This is a genomic window from Symplocastrum torsivum (assembly GCF_059505465.1).
In genome coordinates, this window is the sequence record NZ_JCACKQ010000071.1 from 1 (window position 1) to 20,477 (window position 20,477).

The 20,477-nt window shown below is 45.9% G+C and carries 15 protein-coding genes; 7 read left to right on the top strand and 8 right to left on the bottom strand.

Annotated elements, in window-relative coordinates; genetic code table 11:
* Positions 1-185: 185 nt before the first annotated feature.
* Positions 186-1,448: a cation:proton antiporter gene (locus AC5JL3_RS20655; RefSeq protein WP_496076261.1), complete on the bottom strand. Its 1,263-nt coding sequence runs from the start codon at positions 1,446-1,448 to the stop codon at positions 186-188.
* A 225-nt stretch (positions 1,449-1,673) separates the two neighbouring features.
* Between AC5JL3_RS20655 and AC5JL3_RS20660 the strand changes: the two genes are divergently transcribed.
* Entirely contained in the window at positions 1,674-2,042 is a 369-nt protein-coding gene (locus AC5JL3_RS20660; protein ID WP_496076262.1) for a hypothetical protein, read from the top strand.
* A gap of 215 nt (positions 2,043-2,257) precedes the next feature.
* Here AC5JL3_RS20660 and AC5JL3_RS20665 read toward each other — a convergent pair whose 3' ends face one another.
* A complete protein-coding gene (locus AC5JL3_RS20665) occupies positions 2,258-2,593 on the bottom strand; it encodes a DUF2973 domain-containing protein (protein WP_496076263.1) in 336 nt (111 codons plus the stop codon).
* A gap of 140 nt (positions 2,594-2,733) precedes the next feature.
* A complete protein-coding gene (locus tag AC5JL3_RS20670; protein WP_496076264.1) occupies positions 2,734-3,075 on the bottom strand; it encodes a DUF2605 domain-containing protein in 342 nt (113 codons plus the stop codon).
* A gap of 216 nt (positions 3,076-3,291) precedes the next feature.
* Here AC5JL3_RS20670 and thrS point away from each other — a divergent pair, with 216 nt between their 5' ends.
* Entirely contained in the window at positions 3,292-5,121 is a 1,830-nt protein-coding gene (gene thrS / locus AC5JL3_RS20675; protein WP_496076265.1) for a threonine--tRNA ligase, read from the top strand.
* Positions 5,122-5,424: 303 nt separating this feature from the next.
* Positions 5,425-6,039, top strand: a complete 615-nt coding sequence (locus AC5JL3_RS20680; protein ID WP_496076285.1) for an alpha/beta hydrolase — start codon at positions 5,425-5,427, stop codon at positions 6,037-6,039.
* 176 nt (positions 6,040-6,215) lie between these two features.
* Here the strand turns inward: AC5JL3_RS20680 and AC5JL3_RS20685 are convergent, their stop codons facing one another.
* Both AC5JL3_RS20685 and AC5JL3_RS20690 read right to left on the bottom strand, forming a co-directional pair.
* The gene (locus AC5JL3_RS20685; protein WP_496076266.1) at positions 6,216-7,631 is read right to left on the bottom strand and encodes a TIGR03279 family radical SAM protein; all 1,416 of its coding nucleotides are present in this window, start codon (positions 7,629-7,631) and stop codon (positions 6,216-6,218) included.
* A 139-nt stretch (positions 7,632-7,770) separates the two neighbouring features.
* Positions 7,771-8,745 (bottom strand): undecaprenyl-diphosphate phosphatase, encoded by a 975-nt coding sequence (locus AC5JL3_RS20690; RefSeq protein ID WP_496076267.1) that lies wholly within the window; start codon positions 8,743-8,745, stop codon positions 7,771-7,773.
* A 449-nt stretch (positions 8,746-9,194) separates the two neighbouring features.
* On the opposite strand from AC5JL3_RS20690, the gene AC5JL3_RS20695 reads away from it, so the two are divergent.
* The 3 genes from AC5JL3_RS20695 to AC5JL3_RS20705 all read left to right on the top strand — a co-directional run bounded on the left by AC5JL3_RS20695 (position 9,195) and on the right by AC5JL3_RS20705 (position 12,618).
* Positions 9,195-9,812: a DUF3120 domain-containing protein gene (locus tag AC5JL3_RS20695; protein ID WP_496076286.1), complete on the top strand. Its 618-nt coding sequence runs from the start codon at positions 9,195-9,197 to the stop codon at positions 9,810-9,812.
* 146 nt (positions 9,813-9,958) lie between these two features.
* Positions 9,959-10,960 (top strand): adenylate/guanylate cyclase domain-containing protein, encoded by a 1,002-nt coding sequence (locus AC5JL3_RS20700; RefSeq protein WP_496076268.1) that lies wholly within the window; start codon positions 9,959-9,961, stop codon positions 10,958-10,960.
* Positions 10,961-11,349: 389 nt separating this feature from the next.
* Positions 11,350-12,618, top strand: coding sequence for a class I SAM-dependent methyltransferase (locus AC5JL3_RS20705; protein ID WP_496076269.1), 1,269 nt, complete (start codon positions 11,350-11,352; stop codon positions 12,616-12,618).
* Between the two features lie 12 nt (positions 12,619-12,630).
* Here the strand turns inward: AC5JL3_RS20705 and AC5JL3_RS20710 are convergent, their stop codons facing one another.
* The 3 genes from AC5JL3_RS20710 to AC5JL3_RS20720 form a co-directional block, all read right to left on the bottom strand.
* The gene (locus AC5JL3_RS20710) at positions 12,631-13,167 is read right to left on the bottom strand and encodes a hypothetical protein (RefSeq protein WP_496076270.1); all 537 of its coding nucleotides are present in this window, start codon (positions 13,165-13,167) and stop codon (positions 12,631-12,633) included.
* 108 nt (positions 13,168-13,275) lie between these two features.
* Complete coding sequence (locus AC5JL3_RS20715; RefSeq protein ID WP_496076271.1) at positions 13,276-15,879, bottom strand: PAS domain-containing protein; 2,604 nt, start codon at positions 15,877-15,879, stop codon at positions 13,276-13,278.
* A 524-nt stretch (positions 15,880-16,403) separates the two neighbouring features.
* Entirely contained in the window at positions 16,404-19,214 is a 2,811-nt protein-coding gene (locus AC5JL3_RS20720; protein WP_496076272.1) for an esterase-like activity of phytase family protein, read from the bottom strand.
* A 494-nt stretch (positions 19,215-19,708) separates the two neighbouring features.
* Between AC5JL3_RS20720 and AC5JL3_RS20725 the strand changes: the two genes are divergently transcribed.
* A complete protein-coding gene (locus AC5JL3_RS20725; RefSeq protein WP_496076273.1) occupies positions 19,709-20,422 on the top strand; it encodes a pentapeptide repeat-containing protein in 714 nt (237 codons plus the stop codon).
* The last annotated feature ends 55 nt before the right edge of the window (positions 20,423-20,477 follow it).

Consider the following 20,477-nt stretch of genomic DNA (forward strand, 5'->3'; position numbering starts at 1 on the left):
TAAATAACTAATTAATCCATCGGTTGTTTTCCTCTGACTTATTCAGCAAGCCCTATATAAACAAAGTCCGCGGAGGCGGACTCAATTGAGCCTGCGGAGGCAGGCTTTGTTTGTGTAGCCCCAGACATAAGAGTCTGTGGGGAATTTGCAAGATTGGGATGAGAGGAATAATTTTTGTGTAAGCTCTAAGATTCCTCAGGACGGGTTGCCAAATTAACATTTTTACGGCGGCGCTTGGTGCGACGCTCATACCAGTTCATCAACGGTGTGGAACTAATCCCATGCAGAATTACAGAAATGACAATCGTGATGTAGGTAATCCAAGCGATTCGCTCGCCTAAATCTCCTTGTAACCTCTCTCCAAGAGCATAGGACAGGTAATACAACGAGCCGACACCTCGAATCCCAAACCAGCCAAGTAGCAAACGCTTTTGCGGAGGAAAGCGAGTGCCAATCGTGCTAATCCAAACCCCTACAGGTCGAATCACAAAAAGCAATAATCCTGCTACCAGAAGCCCGTCACTAGCAAATCGCCGCATCGGCTCAACGAGTAGTAGAGAACCTAGTAGCAAAATGGTCCCTACCTCAAGGAGTTTTTCAATTTGCTCTGTGAATTCAAACTGAGAACGTTGCTTCTCTGGGTCGTGACGATAACTACGTTGCACCACAATTCCTGCCACAAAAACGGCAAGAAAGCCATAGCCGTTTACAACCTCTGTTAAAGAATAGGTCAGCAAAATGGTACTGAGAGCAACGAAGTCCTCCAAAATCTCATCTATCTCTCGGTATCGTTGAAGGTAGTGGTCTATCCAGACAACTGCCTTAGGCACTACAATGCCCATCACAATTCCAGCCGCGATCGCCCAAATTATATCAACAGCCACCCATTTTCCAACCCAGCTTTGCCAATTGTCATTCTCTAGCCAGTGGAGTCCGAAATAGACAAAGGGAAAAGCCAGCGCATCGTTCAACCCACCTTCAGAGGTCAAGCCAAATCGCAACTCATCCTTATCTTTAACATCAGTAAGCTGGACATCTGATGCCAAGACTGGATCGGTTGGTGCAAGAATCGCTCCCAGCAAAATGGCGACTCCCCAACTTAGTCCTAAAATCCAATGTCCCACTGCTGCGATCGCAAAGATGGAAATTGGCATCAAAAAAGCAATCAGCCGAACCGTTGAATTCCAAGCCCGTAGATTCAAAGGGCGATTCATTTTGTTGCCGCAGCTAAACACAGAGACAATCACAACAAACTCTGTGACGCGCTCTAGAAACTCGGCTCCGGGACGTAGTTGAATTAGATTGAACCCATAGGGACCCAGCAAAATACCAACAAGCAAGTAGATTTGGGCATAGGAAAGCGGCCACCGAGAAATCCAGCCTGACCCTAAGGTGACGAGAAGCAGGAGTAGACCAATGACCAGTAGGTCAAGAATATAGATATCCACAAAAGCGACGCAATTGGATAGATAGGAGTGCCTTGTGAGCTTACCTACTTTACTTCTAGATCCAAATCAGCTTGTAGCTAGATTTTTTTAAGATTCTATCCGATATATCTGTGCTGGCGGTTAAAACGCCACTGGTTTTAATGACTAAACAGCGAGAATTTACTAAATTCACTCGAAAACTCAGTTAGCTGCTGTTAGTTTAGAACAGTGCAATGGAGAAGCTAAATGTGGGTTGTTAATGTTATTTTGATTTTTAGTGCGATCGCTGTTCTCGGTTGGTTACTTTGGAATTACCGACAACAGCTAACCAATGCATTTGGCGTATTGGTTTCAGGCTGTGAGTCGCTAATATTTGCCACTGGATTCATCCTTGTTGAAGCTGTAAAAGCAGCCGTTATTGCGTCTGTTGTTGGTGGCATTTTTGGTTTAATTTTTTTTGTCGCTAAAGCCCCACACTCAACTACCAAGGCTGCGGCAATTAGTATTGCAACTCTTGTTTTTGCTCTACTAGTACTTAAAGCAATGTGGGAAAACTTCAACAATTTACGTTGGAGTATCCGTCATGAAATTCGTAACCGCTCTCGCAGACGCTAAGTATTTTAAGACCTCTACATTGCTCTTTTTCTCTAAGTGTTGTGGAGATTCACAAGGGCTTGCTCTACCCCGAATTATTTAAGTGGTGCATCAGTCAGTGTAGTGTTTAAGATTTAACTACCACTGACAATTGTAAAGTTAATCCGATAAGAGCTTGGAGTTTCTCAAAACTCCAAACTTCCTCAAAAATAATGAGCTGATTGCTAGTCTGACAGTCAGCTTTCTTCGGCTCTATCTGTGCGGTTTCCGGGAGAAGACTTATAGAGAGCGTCTAACTGTTCACGAGCATCTTCTACTGTCATGGAACGCATGACCAAAAGCGGCTCGTTGATGGGATTACCCGTGTCATCAAGTAGTTCTGGGTGCGGTACAGAACGATATCCTGATCGAGAAGCATTAATTTGCGATCGCCCCCACTCGGCTTGTGATCTTCCGGCTGGAGAGTAAGAGCGTGGGTAATCCATGCTGATCGTGAACAAGCTGCGGAGCAGGTTGCCAATTGCCAAAAACGCAATGGCAGTAAAGGCAACTAGATAAAGTAGGTGTAGCATTATATCATCCTCCAGACCAAATAGTTTGCTGGTAAATTCTTGTCTAGATAATGGGTAAGAAAATGTTTTTTTATCTGTAGCTAGTTCAGCTTATCACTGAGCAACCAGCTATTTCCTCAATCCCAGGACTCAATAGTATTCTAGTTATCTGAGTCTGAACTGGGTGCCGTGGATGTCATCGTGCGCCACCGCATTCCTACTTGCCAGCACTCACTTACCAATCGATGCCAGGGGACAAGCGTTGAGGTTTCAACTCCCACTTGACCATTGGTGGCTTGAAACATCATCTGAGCTGTAGACACTTCCTGCTGAGCTGTTTTAACTCGCGATAGTAAATCTGATTGTTGCTCCTCACTTAAAAAGGTGATGTCTTCAGTTTCTAATAAAGAGCGCGCTCGCGAAAACCAATATTGAAAATCTTCTAATAGCGGCTGCAATAACGTCTTCAGTAATTCTTGTTCGGATGGCTGAGACTGGGGCATGAACTTAAAACAGATTATTCTCTTGAGTTTATCTTAACTGAGTTTACGATTCTTAACAATTTATCATGCCGCTGTTAATAATCTTTTCAGTTTTCATCAGAATTTTTGCAGAGAAACCGCCGGGGAAGAGTCGAAGAGCGTAGTTGACCCAAAAGCAACCTCTGTATCATAGAGGCAGAGAAGAATAATCAATTGAACTGGAAGAAAATCCCCTCAATGCAACAGCCGCCGATGCCCAACCCAGAAGATTCAGAGCAGCCAGAAAAAATCAATCTGCCCCGCACGAGTGAATCCGAATCCTTGCAAAAGATTCGTCACACAACCTCCCATATCATGGCGATGGCAGTGCAGAAGCTCTTTCCAGAGGCACAGGTGACTATCGGCCCCTGGATTGAGAATGGTTTTTATTATGACTTCGACAAACCAGAGCCATTTACTGAGCAAGACCTGAAGACCATTAAGAAAGAGATGATCAAAATCATCAACCGTAAATTGCCAGTGGTGCGGGAAGAGGTAAGTCGAGAAGAAGCCCAACGTCGGATTAAGGACATTAATGAGCCTTACAAACTAGAAATCCTCGAAGGACTAGAAGAGCCAATTACGATTTACCACCTCGCTGACGAGTGGTGGGACTTATGTGCTGGGCCGCACTTGGAAAACACCAAGGAACTGCACCCAAAGGCATTTGAATTAGAAAGCGTTGCAGGTGCTTATTGGCGAGGCGATGCCACAAAGGCTCAGCTACAGAGAATTTACGGCACAGCTTGGGAAACACCAGAGCAACTAGCAGAATACAAGCGTCGTAAGGAAGAAGCCCTGAAACGCGACCATCGCAAGCTAGGTAAGGAACTGGGACTATTTATCTTTTCGGATCAAGTCGGCCCAGGATTACCGCTTTGGACACCGAAGGGAACTGTGTTACGAAGTACCTTAGAAGACTTCCTGAAACAAGAACAACTCAAACGTGGCTACCAACCTGTGGTAACTCCTCACATCGGTCGAGTTGAGCTATTCAAAACTTCTGGACACTGGCAGAAATATAAAGAAGACTTGTTCCCAATGATGGGTGAGTCGGAAGATGAGGGCTTTGTCCTCAAAGCGATGAATTGTCCCTTCCATGTTCAGATTTATAAGAGCGAGTTGCATTCCTACCGGGATTTGCCAATGCGTCTGGCGGAGTTCGGCACTGTCTACCGCTATGAGAAATCTGGAGAACTAGGGGGATTAACGCGGGTTCGAGGGTTCACCCAGGATGATTCTCACCTGTTCGTTACACCAGAACAGCTTGATGCTGAATTCTTAAGTGTGGTTGATTTAACTCTGTCAGTGTTCGGAACTTTGAAGCTGAAGAACTTTAAAGCACGCTTAAGTTTCCGCGACCCCCAATCAGATAAGTACATTGGTTCTGATGAAGCATGGGATAAAGCAGAATCTGCTATCCGTCGCGCTGTGGAAACGTTGGGGATGGAACACTTCGACGGTATTGGAGAGGCGGCGTTTTATGGCCCCAAACTAGACTTTATCTTCCGGGATGCACTAGAGCGAGAGTGGCAACTAGGTACGGTACAGGTAGATTACAACCTGCCAGAGCGTTTTGATTTAGAGTACGTTGCTGAAGATGGTACTCGGAAACGTCCTGTGATGATTCACCGTGCGCCTTTTGGTTCTCTAGAGCGACTCGTTGGCATTTTGATCGAGGAGTACGCTGGGGATTTCCCCTTCTGGTTAGCGCCAGTACAAGTGCGGATTGCACAGGTGAGTGAGGCGCAACTCCCCTATGCCCAGGAAGTTGCTAAACAAATGCGACTCTCAGGTATCCGTGCCGAAGCCGATACCAGTGGCGAACGCTTACCCAAGCAAATCCGTAATGCCGAGAAGGGAAAAATCCCTGTAATGGCAGTGGTGGGAGCCGAGGAGGTAGAGAATAATACTCTCAGCATTCGTCTGCGTGCCGCTGGTGAGAAATCGAAAGATTTGGGAGCAATTCCTGTTACTGAAGTGATTGAAAGGATGAAGGATGCGATCGCCAATCACAGTGATTTTTAGGGGTTTTTAGGGCACAACATCCGTTGTGTTCGTTCACAGGACGCCCTGAAACAAGTTTGAGGGGAAAGGAAATTATCCCCTTCCCCCAATTTGAACACTTGGCGATCGCTTCAGCTCAACAACACTAAGATCGAAGCAGTGTGTTGGATTTTGGGATCGTGTGCTTTGAAAACTCACCAATTCAATCGGCGTCAATTTCTGCTGCTTACCGGTGCCACTGTCTCAATGACGCTGTTAAAAGCTTGCACGGAAAACTCTACGTCTGCCCAAAATCCAACGGATTCAGATTTGGGAGATAAGTATTTGTCGTTAAAATTCATCTCAGTTCCACCAGCAACGGGTCAAACACCAACGGCTCTAATTGTTTGCTTGCATGGATTTGGTGGAAGATCTCAAGAATTGGCACCCTTTGCGCCAGTGCTAAATTTGCCAGAGTACCAGTTCCTGTTTCCCGATGCCCCTTACCCCCATCCCAGTGTCTCTGGGGGTAGGATGTGGTACAACCTGCAAAGTCAAGATGACCAGGGCGTAATCTCAAGTCGGCAGCAGCTAACAGACTGGCTAAAATCTCTAGAGGCTAATACAGGTGTTCCCTTATCACGCACCATCTTGAGTGGATTTTCTCAAGGTGGAGCAATGACGCTGGATGTAGGTTTAACTCTACCCCTGGCTGGCTTAGTGTCCCTGAGTGGCTATATGCACCCAATACCTAACCTATCTGGCAAATCTTTACCCCCCGTTTTGATTGTGCATGGCACAAAAGACCAAGTTGTTTCTCTTGCTGCCGCGCAACGTGCCAGGGATAGGCTAACAGCCGCAGGAGCTGCCGTGAAGTATCAAGAATATAATATTGGGCATGAAATTTCACCAGAAGTGTTGGCTCTAATGCGAAGTTTTATCGTGGATGTTCTTCAGTAACATTAGAGCGCACTAAGCCTTGAGTAAAACAGCACAGGAATTGTAAGCTGACGGCTAATTACCTATAGCTCATATCTTGCCCTTGGCAGTTGAAACCGCAGCTACACAAAAATAGACGCGAAGCGCTTGCCGAAGGCTAACCTACCTTCGCAGGTTACCAAAACATTAATTTCCGATTAGTCCGTCCTCACTAAAGCTCCGGCGGCGGACTTGGGTTGTATAGCCCCAGAATTCCATTCTGAGGGCTTGGTGCAAAAGCTGTGTTTAATGCAAGCTTCAATGAGTTCTTCAGTGCCATTAACTGGCAGAATGGGAGTTTCCAACTGACGGGTGAGTTCTTCTACCGTCATGTCATCGAGAAAACGAGTATCATTTTGCTTCAGCATTAGGGAGGGTAGCAGGATTGCCTCACCTAAATCTTTTCCCTGCAAGCCCTTAAGTAAATCTTGCCCAGTAAGCAATCCAGTCACAGTAATCTCCTGTCCCCAGTAGTCACTACGCAATGCTGCCAACCTCACGTCCAGTCCTTCTACTGCATTTAACTGCTGGACAAGGGGCTGGAAGGCTTGTTCAACTGCATTGCCTACTACCCAGGTGAAGCTTCGGTGTGTGTCTAGTCGTGGTGGCAGTTTCTCAGAGGCAATATTCTGAAACTGCTTGAGGAACTGACGAATTGAACCGACACCATTACCAATTTGGGGGTAATCTTCGTAATGGGATTCCGGTGGTAAGTCCTGTCGGGCAATTAAAAACCACTCATCGGCTAACCAAGCAAAAGTAGAACCCAACTGCTGGCGGAACTTCTCCTGAAGCTGTTGAACTTGGCGGATTACTTCCTCTGCTTTCTCGTGACTGACTGGTGTCAACTCGTCTTCTGTGGGGCGAAAGCGTGTTAATCCTACGGGTACGACAGCAGCCGAGGCAACGGCTGGTACTTCACCTGCATGGAATTGCGCTAAATCCAGCAGTGTCCGTTCTAAGTGGATGCCATCATTAATCCCAGGACAAACAACAACCTGAGCATGAATTTGTAGCCGTCGCTCCTGAAACCACTTGAGTTGCTCTAAAATCTGCCCAGCGCGTTGATTTTTCAACAAACGCCTACGAATATCTGGTTCAGTGGCGTGGACAGAGACATAGAGGGGGGATAGCCGCATCTGTTCTATCCTGTCCCACTCTTTCTGAGTCAGGTTGGTAAGGGTTAAGTAGGAACCATAGAGAAAGCTGAGGCGATAGTCGTCATCTTTGAGGTACAAACTTTGCCGCTTGCCTGGTGGTTGTTGATCGATGAAGCAAAATGGGCAACGGTTATTGCACTGAATCAAGCCATCAAATAAGGCTGTCTCAAATTCCAGTCCCAAATCGTCGTCGTAGTCTTTCTCAATTTCTACTGAGTGACTTTTACCTGCTGCATCGAGGACTTCAAGCTCTAGCACTTCATCAGCACAGAGAAACTGATAATCAATAAGGTCACGAGGACGTGTACCGTTGATAGCAACGATCGCATCTCCCGGCTCAAACCCGATCTCTGCCGCAATCGAGTCAGGTAAAACGTTGGTAATTAAAGCAGGACGAACTGAAATCTCACTCATCAGGAACTGTACCGAATCACTAGCCCTAATGCCAGTCTAAGAGATTGTGACTGGTACTCTTAGGTTCGCGATCGCAAGAGTAGATGCCCTTGACGTAGCGTCAGCCTCGGTGATTAATCTTTGTGTCACCACAGCACATCTAGATATTTCTCAATAATCCTGTTGCGATCGCACCCAAAATCACAACCCCAAACACTAAGCGATACCAGATAAATACCCAGGTACTCTGAGTTTGCAGGAAGCGCAATAGCCATGCGATCGATAAATATGAAAACACCAAAGCTGAGATAGTACCAATCACAAGGGAGACTAATCCAGCATCCCCTATCCCTTCCTCTAAGGCACCTTTTAATTCCACCAATCCGGCTAACGTAATCGCTGGAATACCTAGTAAAAAAGAAAAACGCGCTGCGGCTGCCCTCTCTAAACCGATAAATAACCCAGCCGTCAGTGTAGAACCTGAACGAGAGACTCCAGGAATTAATGCCATTGCCTGTGCTAATCCCATGCAAACCCCATCTTGAACCGTCAAATCCTCAAAACCGCGCTTTCGCTTTCCTCTCTTTTCGGCAAGTCCCAGTAACAGTGCCATTACAATTGAGGCAATTGCGATCGCTCTGACACTTCGTAGTGGTGAATTATCAAAGTCGGGAATAAATATTTTGATCAGCAGTCCGAAGAAGACGATGGGAATAGTTCCCAAAGCAATTCCTACTGCCATCCGAAAGTCAGTAGATTGGTAGTCAGAGGTTCGGATTGCTTTGATCGCTCCAGTCGTGATTTGAACCAGATCTTTCCAGAAATACCAAAGTACGGCGGCAATACTGCCTAGTTGAATCACCGCTGTATACGCCACACCGGGATCGCCCCAACCTAGTGCCACTGGTACCACTTTTAAATGAGCTGTACTACTAATTGGCAAGAACTCGGTTAACCCCTGCACCATACCCAGAACCACAGCCTGGAAAGCATTAACTTGGGGCGTTGCTGTTGTTGCCGCTGATGCCACATCTGGTGACAGGGTGGTGCCGAGAACATTTAAGGGAAAAGTGAGGATTGCGCTGATTACACCAATGCCAACGAGCTTGAACCACTGACCTCGAAATCTAACCATACCTTATCCCTATTTGCCTACGGTTAATTTTGTCCACAGCTTAGCAAGCATTTTATTAACTCCTGTAAAAGTTTGAGTGAATCTCTCGTTAAGTTTTACTGGCGGTTTTAAGCTTCACCTTCTACGTCAGAATCGGCACTCTTGCGTACTTTACAAAGAATCGCCAACAGCATCCGGGCTTCCACTCAAGTTTTCCCCATAGCAAGAGCTGTAATTAATCCTGCAACTGGTCAATGGCTCGAAACTGAAATATGATTATTAATATCCCCCTAGGGGGCATAGATTCTGTGGTATCTTGAGATATATAAAGATAAGTAAAGAATATTAACGTTATCTTGTTTAACAATACTTGGTTCTCATCTTCCGCTTCTGGTTTCTCAGACCAGTCAGAGCAAATTTTTCTACCTGGTGACGCTATAGCGCCCATTGGCAACCGACAAGCCTGGTTAATGTTTGCGGCAGCATCGTTTCTCGTTTCTGTACCTGTATTTGCCCAAGCGCCATTGGTGCGGCAGCTACCCCTGTTAAGTTTAGTGATGACCTTGGCTTGGGTGGGGCTGGGGTTAAGGCTGCTGAAGCAAAAAGAGACACAAATCTGGGGAGATTTGCTGCTGGGGTTTAGCTGGAGTTGGCTAGCTGGGTCAATTTATTGGGGTTGGCTACGTTGGGAACCTTTAATTCATCTACCAGTCGAGGCTATTGGTCTACCATTTGCCCTGTGGGGTTTGTGGCGGGGTTGGGGAAAGGTAGGAAATCTGTTTTACCTGGGTTCCTTGTTCGGAACCGCTCTAACTGATGTATATTTCTATCTAACCGACCTAATTCCTCACTGGCGTCAGGTGATGCAAGTTGACCCAGCACTCGCAACGCCAATTTTTCAAAGTGCGATCGCTCAAGTGCAAACTCCTTGGGGAATTAGCTGGGCTGTAGTGTTGATTGGTACTCTTTTAGTCGTTGGTCTTTGGTCATTGGGTAAAGGACAGTTGCAATGGTGGGCATTTAGTGGTGCAGTCTTGAGTACAATTTTGGTAGACAGTCTGTTTTGGGTGGCAGCTTCCTTAGCCTGAATGTCCCTGATTGTTCGTCATGAACAAAGCATCGCTTCAGGTACACTCAGTAGTTTTCTTTCCGGAATCACTAAGTTGGCTCCAGAATGCATCTACTAGATCAACTAGAACAACGTTTCTGTTAACCCATCTTTGCTTCTGTGCCTGTGGTGACTCTGCGATCCACTCCCTATTTACTTCTACCGACTGACACCGGTAACCGCTATCTGCCATTGGTGGGGAGCAATTGCTGGACTGTTGGTCGTAGTGATGATAATAACTTTGTCTTATCAGATCGCTGGATTTCCCGAAATCACGCGATGTTGCAGTGTACTGAAACGGGTGACTTTTACCTGATTGATTTAGGAAGTCGCAATGGTTCCTTTGTTAATGGACGCCGGGTCAGTATTCCAGTAACCCTGCGAAATGGCGATCACCTTACTTTTGGTCAGACAGAGTTAGAGTTTCATTGCCCATCCAGCAGCCGTAATACAGATTTCAGTCAGGGAAATGAGAAAGAAACCATCACTTCAGCGCTGCATGTGCGTCGTCTGATGTCAGTGATGGTAGTAGATATCCGTGATTTCACCGTTCTCACTCGCCAGCTTGACGAAAAAATTCTGTCAGCAGTCATTGGTACTTGGTTCCGTCAGTCAGGCAACATCATCCGCCAGTCTGGCAGTTGGGTAGACAAATATATCGGGGATGCAGTCATGGCGATTTGGTTCCATGGTTCCCAAGAGATTAGTAGTGAAGAAACCTTAAATATTTTGCAAGCCGTCAGTGCGCTGCATAAAATGACATCGGCTCTTTCTAAGCAATATCCTCTACCCTTCCCCTTGCGGATTGGGACGGGACTGAATACTGGCTATGCGATGGTAGGTAATACAGGTAGTGGCGATCGCCCTGATTATACTGCGATCGGTGATACGGTGAATGCTGCCTTTCGGTTGGAGTCTTCCACTAAGCAAATTGGTTTGGACATTGCTTTGGGAGAAGATACTTACCGCTATCTTCCAGGTTTAGGAGAGCATGAGATTGGCTTCAAGCAACACACCGTTCATCTAAAGGGGTATGAGTCTCCTACGGTTACTTATGCTGGCACTTATGCGGATTTAGATGATTTTTTACGACTGCACTCGGTTCGTCAAGAAACGTTTGAGGTTTGAATTAATTACTGCAATATTTTAAGTTGTAATGATGGTATTAAGGAAGGGGAATGTCGCTTTCCTTAAATGAACATTATTTTTCGTTGAAAAACCCGGATTGGGGGGTCTTCCCCTCAATCCCCCTCCTCACTCTCATCTCCGGTGGGGGACGGAGTGCCTCCCCCAGACCCCCTGCACAAGGTTTTTTTTGTAGGTATTTAGAGGTAATAGGAATTAAACCACTCACCAATTTTTCTGACTCCTTTCCCACCAAAAGATTACCTATTTCCCTTCTCCCCCTGCTTCCCCTGCTATCTCAAGCTTAGGTATTCTTAGAGCGGGACAGGGAGTAAGTCAATGCCATTTGTATTAAGGGGGTTTGACAGCAAACTCCTTAATTTTTATGAATTATGCGTAACTCGTTCGATTCCAGGCAAAATTCCCAACCGTCATCAGTTCCAGATGACCAAGTTTTGCGACGCTTGATTGCTACCTCAATTGCTGCCGCACCCAACCAGCGAATTACCTTTGCTGAGTACATGGACTTGGCGCTGTATCAGCCGCAATATGGCTACTACGCAACTGGTTCTGTCAACATTGGATCAGAGGGCGATTTTTTTACCTCACCTCACTTAGGCAGTGATTTTGGTGAGTTACTTGCTGAGCAATTTGCCCAAATGTGGGAAATTTTAGAACAGCCAGCGCCTTTCACCCTAATTGAGATGGGCGCAGGGCAAGGACTGCTGGCGGCAGATATTCTCAGTTACCTCCATCGGTGGCATCCTCAGTGCTTTAAGGCGTTGGAGTATCTCATTGTTGAGAGGGCAGCAGGACTGATTGCTCAGCAGCAGCAGCAACTAGAGAAATTAAGACTACAGCCGTTGTCGGTGCGGTGGTGTTCCTGGGACGAAATACCCGAAAACTCAATCACGGGTTGTTGTTTTTCTAATGAATTGGTGGATGCTTTACCCGTACATCAATTTGTGCTGGAAGCAGGGCAATTAAAGGAAATCTACGTCACGACAGCCGATGCTACAGGTGAAGAGATTCGCTTTGTCGAGGTTACAGATACTCCTTCAACACCTCGCTTACAGGAGTACTTTAATTTTGTGGGAATAGATTTGATGTCAGGTGCCTATCCAGATGGCTATCGCAGTGAGGTTAATCTAGCCGCTCTGGATTGGCTAAATACGGTTGCTAAACGCCTGCAACGCGGGTTTTTGTTGACAATTGATTACGGTTATCCAGCCACTCGCTATTACCTCCCATCACGCCACCAAGGGACATTACAGTGCTATTACCGTCACCAGCATCATGATGACCCTTATTTATATGTTGGACATCAGGATATAACCGCTCATGTAGACTTTACTGCTCTGGAGCGTCAGGGCGAATTGTGCGACTTGCATCGGGTGGGATTTACTCAGCAAGGGTTGTTTTTGATGGCATTGGGATTAGGCGATCGCATTACCGCCCTCTCCCGTGTGAATGATCCCCAAGGTCAAGCGATCGCTGAAGCACGGGATGTGATGACAATTATGCAGCGTCGTCAGGCACTACACCAACTCATGAACCCTATGGGATTGGGGGGCTTTGGCGTATTGATTCAGTGTAAGGGGTTAACGACCCAGGAAAGGCAGCACTCCCTCAAGGGTTTAAGTGTGCCGCCACTATCCTGATAGCAATTGACTTTATTCGATTACCAAAGGTGGATACCCCAGTGAAGCGTTCCAAAAATAAACCCGCTCACAATACCGGGATTGGTTAGTACAGATGGTTTCTATGGAAACGTTAGTTGTACTGGTGACATCTAACGACACCGATGCTTGTTGTCCAGGAGAAACTGTCCGAGTCTGAGCCTTCACCCCATCTAGATAAACGTTAACAACAGTTGCAGGGCTATTCCGGTCGTTGTCGCGCATCCCAAAATCTAGCTGTAGGGTCTGAAAAATTACTTCTCCCGGATTGGGTTGAAGCTTACAAGTCATAGATGCAGAACGGTCGCCTGGACCCATGTACAGCCTTGATCTATAAACAGCTTTCCCGACAGAAACATCTCGCGTCTGACGTGCCCAGTTGCCGAGTCCTGTATCAACACAGGTCATTCTGAGGAGAAAGACAGAGAGAAGCGGTGACTCTTGGGCAAATTGCCTGTTTTGTGGTGCTAGAGCCAAAAATAGCAGGGTACTGGCAATGATCTTACTAATTAACTTAGTCTTGTTTTGCATTGAGAGACAGCAAATGCCAATAAGTGTCACGTAAATCATCCCACCTAACGGGAGTTAGACGAAGTGCTTCGGTCGCACTCCCTCTGTATTGAATTTATCATTGTCTTTTTAAAGTTCCACGAGAATAACGCGATCGCGTCCTGTCGTTTTTGCTTCATACAACGCCGCATCAGCCGCCGCAATCAACTTAGCTGGTGTTACACCGGGGCAAGGAATTAAACCCGCGACTCCTAAACTGAGGGTGACATACTGGCTAACGGTTGAACCTGTATGAGCAAGCCTTAGCTGTCTAATTTGCTGGTGAATCGACTTGGCTAAACAGAAGGCTCCCACCACCGTTGTGTGGGGCAAAATCACAGCAAACTCTTCACCTCCATACCGTGCCACTAAATCAGCCGGACGTTTGACGCTGTGACGGAGGGCAGTGGCGACTTGTTTGAGGCACTCATCACCCGCTTGATGCCCATACGTGTCGTTGTAAAGCTTGAAAAAATCAATATCACACATGATGAGCGATAGGGGTTCTTGTTCCCTAGCGAGACGCCACCACTCTTGTTCTATATACTCATCAAACCGACGGCGATTCGCTAACCCAGTTAAACCATCTAAGGTTGCCAGACGTTTTAATTCTTGATTCGCTACCTCTAGTTGTTGATAGAGTTCTGCTTGTTGAATCGCAATTCCCACTTGAGTCGCGAGTTGTTTAAGTAACTCGATTTCCCACAACTGCCACTGCCTGGGTTGACTACAATGCTGAGCAACCAGTAATCCCCATAGTTTTTCCCCTTGCAGGAGCGGCACTACCAAATTGGCTTTAACCTGAAACTGGGCTAGTAAATTGACATAGCAGGGAGTCAAATCGGCTGTATAGATATTCTCCAAAGCTTGAATTCGACCTTGTCTGTATGGCTCAATGCAGAGTTCTTTGACAAAGCAATCATCCTGGATTGTTCGTCCCAGTGTGGGAGTCCACCCTTGCCCAACCGATTCTACAATTACAATCCCACTCCAGTTTGGCTCAAAGCGATAAATAATCACTCGGTCGGTTTGAAGAAACTGCCGCACTTCCGCGACTGTCGTATTCAGCACCTTGGTAAGGTCAAGAGACTGACGAATCCGTGCTTGGATAGCTGCCATCAGCCGCTCCCTCAAGAATTGCTGTCGTAGAGCCTCATCAGTTTGCTTGTGTGTAGTGATGTCAATATAAGCGATCGCAACCCCATACCCTTCTAGAGGGATAGGAGCGGCTGTGACACTAATCCAGGAAATTTTATTACCTGGTTTCACTATTCCTTGCTCAATATTTTCAATCAGGCAATTTTCTTTTAAGGCTCTAACACTGGGATACTCTTCCGGTGGCATCGGCGTGCCATCCGAGCGAATAATCTGCCATTCTTCACCATCGTAGTTTCTTTGGATATGTTCTTCGCTTAGAACCCCTAAAATCTTCTCTGAGGCAGGGTTGACTTCAATAATTTTGCCAACTTCATCAGTGATGGAAATACCAATAGGGAAGAGTTGAAACAGCAGTCTGTATTTTTCTCGGCTTTCTCTAAGGGCTTTTTCGGCTTGTTTATTTGCCGTAATATCGGTGAATGTCCCGACGTAACCTTTTACCTCTGCGTTTTCCCCTTTTTCCGCGATCGCTTCTGCTAAAACCCAGGTTATCGCTCCATCCGGGTGCTGAAAACGACATTCAACTTTATAGGGTCGATTTTCATTTCTCATCCGGTTCCATTCTCTAAAGACACGCTTTCGATCATCCGGATGGAGCGCTTTTACCCAACCTTCTCCAAAACTCTCTTCCCAAGACATCCCAGCAAGTTCACACCAGCGATCATTAACGTAGATGCATTGTCCTTGGGCATCGGTGCGGAATATCCCAACTGGTGACATTTTTGTCAGGGTGTAATAGCGGTATTCACTGTCTCGGAGAGCGGCTTCTGCAAGTTTACGATCGCTAATATCGAGAGCAACTCCGTCTACAATCACATCACCATTACTCATCCGGCAATATCGCGCTCGATCATGTACCCATTTAGTTTGACCGGATGTTGTGATCAGCCGATACTCACAATCAAACGGCTCAAGATTTTCCATAGCAGTTCTTGCCGTCTGACGGAATTGTGATTGATCGTCGGGATGAACCAGTTGGAACAAGCACTTTGGCTGTTGCATTGCTGCTTTTGGCTCAATACCCGTGAGTTCCTGTAAACCAGCACTGGCAAAGGGTACACTCACCTTGCCATCAGGATGCAAAACGGCTCGATAGACTGAGCCTGGTAGATTTGTTGCGATACTTTCAGTCAGTTTGGCTAAGGCTTCTAGTTCCTGTTCTCTCTGCTGTAGTGCCTTTTCTGCTGTTTGGTAACTTTCGGTGTTATCTTCCCAAACTAAAAGAATTTCTGGATTGATAGCTGTCTCTGGAATCATGCGAACCTTGGCTGTGACCCACAACGTTCTGTTATTTTTCCGGTAGATACGGTATTTGCAATCTGCGACAAGTTGAGAGTCGATGCACTTTGCGATCGCATCTGTCTGTTTTTCCTGGTCTTCCGGATGAATAAGGCTAAAGCTTGACTGGTTTGTTAATTCCTCTACCCCATAACCCAGGTAAGCAGCGCCAAACTGACTGACTGAAAGAATTACTCCGGCTGAGTCAATCCTGAAATAAATACACGGAAGACTTTCGTATAAAGTTTGACATCGCATGAGTTCTTACCGCTTCTTGTATAGTTTTTTAACCAGAATTCCGTGACTCGACTTCGTTTTTGGTAGAATTCGCTAATAGATGCCGAAAGAAAATTTGTTTTAAAAAGCATTTTTCTTGAAAATTCTTTCCAGGGTGCTACGTCTCGGATTTAGTGAAAGAAAGATTTTAATACAAATAGCTATTTACGCAAGAGCTAAGAAAAATTAGTGTTCAGCGTATAATTTTTAATGCGGTTAAAGCTAAAATTTTTCAAAGAGCTAAATCAAGTTTTTTTAAATTTCAGCTCTATCTAATTAGATTAACTAGGAAAATTACAAATAAATATTAGTTAGAAAAGTTATTAAGCAATACAGTCAAGGGCGCACCACTGTGCGCCCTTACAAGAAATTTGGACTTCATTGCTTGAAAAAGGGTATAAAACTAATTCAATTCTTGATGTAATTGTCTAAATACAAAATTGGGTAAGGGCGCAAGGCTTTGCGTCCCTACCCAATCTTTAATGCAATATCAAAGTGAAGCGGGATTAGACAGAGATGAACACAGTAGAGGCGTTATCAATTAGAGTACTCGCTTGAACTCCAGTTAAGAAGGCAAGAGTCTCGTCATTAAATCCAATCACAGCGTTACTTTCATCTTGTGTGATTGATAACTGACCAAAGGTTAAACCATTAGCAAGACTAATGAAGTCTTCTTCAATTTGGAAGTCGAGAATGGTATCAGTGCCTTCACCACTAGCTAGTACGAAGGTATCGCTGCCGTTACCACCGGAGAAGTCATCTCCTACCAAGGTGTCGTTACCCAAACCACCCCGAATCAGGTCATTACCATCATCGCCCCAGATGAAGTCATCGCCAGCATCGCCATACAGTGAGTCATTGCCAGCTTTCCCACCGATGCGATCGCTTCCTTCCCCACCATAGATGATGTCATCACCACCAACGTCACCACCAGGGGATTTGTCGTTGAGGTCACCCCGCAAGGTATCATCACCCTCTTCACCAAAGATTTGGTCATTCCCCAAACCACCAGCAACGGTATCATCTCCACCACTGGCAAAGATGAAATCGTCAACATTGTCAGCACCAACGAGGGTTTCACTCTCCTGATTGCCTTGGATGATAGTGCGATCGAGGGCGGCAAGACCAACACGTAAATCAACGTTGAGAGGGTTCTCTAAATCCAGAAGGATGATTTCGTTGTTATCAATCTCCGGAGGACGCCCAACTGAGAAGGGATAGTTGTTGTCATTGGCAACTAGCAGCGTATCTTCATCAACCACTAACACATCTTCAATCGTGACGAAGGGGAAGTCAAAGGTCGTGCTACCATCACCGTTTAGATCATTGGGGTCACTGATATTGAGCAAATCGACAACTTCTTCTTTGGCAAAAAAGCCCTCGGAATCTTTCTGTGTGAGGTCAATTTTGAAGATTTTTTTGAATTCGGCGGTGTCGGCTTGTCCACTATCCCGTTCAATAACGAGGTATTCATTCTCGTTAATCACAGTAAAATCCCCGATCGCATGGTTGGGGTCTTCTAAGCCATAGAAGCCAGCTAGCCCCGTATAATCAGCAGAGGCGACATCAAACTCGTAGATTCTTAGGGCGTTGTCTGGATCACCTGTAACTGAACCTTCTAACAATGGATACAGTGTTGCCTGGTCAGGGCTAATTGCCATCCCCTCAAAACCTCTGGAACCCCCTAGGTTAGACACGGCTTCACCTGCTAAGACATCAGGGTTATCAGGCGATCGCACAAATTCCCCTGTCACTTCATCACGAACTTCATCGGCTGTTCCTGGGAAATCGGAGAAGAACCCATCCACTCCCAAGCGGATAAACTGTTCGTACTCCAGTTCTGGGTTTCCGTTGTAGTCCTCAGTCAAGAAAACATCTTCATCCCGGAAGGTGTAGGGATGTACGAGTAAGCCTGCCGCATGGGCATCTTCAACAACAGGTAAAATTTCACCTGTGAGTCGTTCAGTTACGTCAGCGACACCATCTCCATTCGTATCAATTGGGGTTTCCAAAGGTTCTGTCAGCACAAACGTTCGCTTCCAGGGACCAATCCCATCGGCATAAGTGGCGACAAAATCTTGGAGACTCTCCCGACTAATCAAATCCCCATAAGTACGAGAGTCACCACTAGCGACAAAATCATAAGGCTGTACCGAAAACTCATCAAACAACTGCACCAGTGGTAGGTCAATTCCCGCCTCTGCCATCAGTTGTGTCAAATCTTCTTGGAGATTTGTCACTTCAAAGGACTGGATGAACACCCGATCCGGGTCAGTAAACCCAGTTTCCACCAAGGTTTCAATCAGTGGTTCTTCCAGGGACAGTCCAACAGAATCAAAGTAGGTGGGGTGCTTAGTTTCCGGATAGATGCCAATTACACGACCCGTTTCGGCTTCAACCTGCTTAACCAGGTCAATGATTTCCTCTAAAGTAGGAATTTTTAACCCATCGTCATCAAATTCGGTTCCCCGCAGGTCTGGTAAACGTTCTCTTGCGTTGAGAGTCTTCAGTTCTTCTAGGGTGAAGTCTTCAGTGAACCAACCCGTGACTTCTTGACCATCAATAATTTTGGTAGTTTCGCGGTCAGCAAATTCTGGGCGGTCAGCAACGTCTGTGGTGCCAGAGATTTCATTCTCGTGACGAGCAACCAAGATACCATCTTTAGTGGAAACTAAGTCAGGTTCGATAAAGTCAGCCCCTTGTTCGATCGCAAGTGCATAAGCTTCCAGAGTATGTTCTGGACGCAAACCACTTGCACCTCGGTGTCCAATGACAATTGGCGCTTCCCCAGTGAGGGTGTTGAGGTCGAAGAAGTTTGGGGTTGGAATTGGCGCATCGAGTAGTTTGCCTGTTGCGTCGAAATGGAGCAAATAGGGACCAAATTCTTCACCTATCCAGATTGTGCCATCAGCCGCAAAGACAAAGGATTCTGTGTCAAAATCTGCTCCAGTCAAAAGGCGATCGCTTGTGCCTTCATTCTGAATTTCAAAAGGAACTTTATTGTCGGGGTCAGACAGTTGAATGAAGTCCAAAACCTCCACACTACCATCGCCATTCTCTGCACCATTAAAACTAGGAGCGAGTTGATAGATTCGGAGCAGGTAATCAGAGCTGTTGGTTCTACTACCGAAGCCGTTATCAGAGAGAAACCAGTAAGAATCGTTGCTAGCAAACTGAACCCCACTAAAGCCTTGGACTGGTGGGCTGTCAAATGGTCCAGTGCGACCGTTTCCCGAAACATCTTCACCAGTAGGAGGACCTTCAGCGAATGTATCTGCGGGGAGGAGAGCAAAGCCTTCAAGTTGTACGTTAGCCATGTTTCGTTATGGTCGCTATACCAAAATACTGAGTTGTCACGCCCCATAGCGTCCCATGAGAGTATTAATAACTTGCTATAGCAAGTTAAAGAATTAGTCTGAATAAGATTAGCTTTAGGTTAAAAAAGCAAAGTGCATATTAGTGGCTTTTATACAAGAGGTCGATAAATTTTTTGTTGATAAAATAAAATCTAATTTGCTTAAAAATGTTTTTCTAAATTCAATAAATATAATCCTAAGAATATCTACATTACTCAAGTGTTTATCTGTGCCTATAGACAGCTAACACTTAAGTTTCATCGTTGTTTTTTTTACGAGAGTGCGATCCGCCGCAAGATGGCAGCACTTTGCGATCGCATTTCAACTCAGTCGGGAATCCCTACTCATAAAGTAGAACCCCCCTACAGTTTTGATAGCAAGCCATAGGCACAATTTTGGACAGAGTAAGAGCCAAAACGATCTGGCGATTGCTTGCCTCAACACCCATCATCACTATGAAAGACTTTTTAAGAAGAACACATTCTTTAGCTCTAAACCAATTGATTGGGATGAAGCTATTGTCCGGGCATAAACCCGACGTTCTCCTGTTTGACTCCGCAGTTGCCGCTTCTGATATTGCCTTTATGCTCGGTGCTGACTGGGATGGGTGTAACGGAGTTGTCATGCCTAACCGTGATAGGGTAGCTGTTAACACGGCAGCAAACTTGGTAGGAGCTTCATGGTGTCAGCAGGGAGACTCAACGGCTTTACTCACCAGATTGACGACGGATGAACTTTTGAGGCGATATGCAATAGGTGATAGGAATTTCGCCAACGCTAACTTGAGGTGTGCTTTGCTTTGTGAGCAGAACTTGAGTCAATGCAACTTAACTTACGTGAAGCTGAATTTTGCTGACCTGAGTGGGGCAAATCTCAGTGGCGCTGACTTAACGGCAGCAGACTTAAGTGACGCGAACCTGAGTGGAGCAAATCTCAGCCAGACCAGTATGTACAGGACAAACCTAACTAGAGTAAACCTTAGTGAAGTCAACTTAAAAGGAGCAAATCTAAGTAAAGCCTCCTTGAGGGATGCTTGCCTTCATCAGGCAGATTTGACAGGAACAAACCTTAGCTTTGCCGACCTCAGAGGAGCAGCGCTTGATGAAGCGTCCTTGAGTGGAGCTAACTTAACTGGAGCAAAGTTGACACAAGGACAGTTGCCCTTGTAGATCAGCACTGTGGGTAGGTGACTAGCATTTGATCAGTGTTATCATCAGTGAGCGA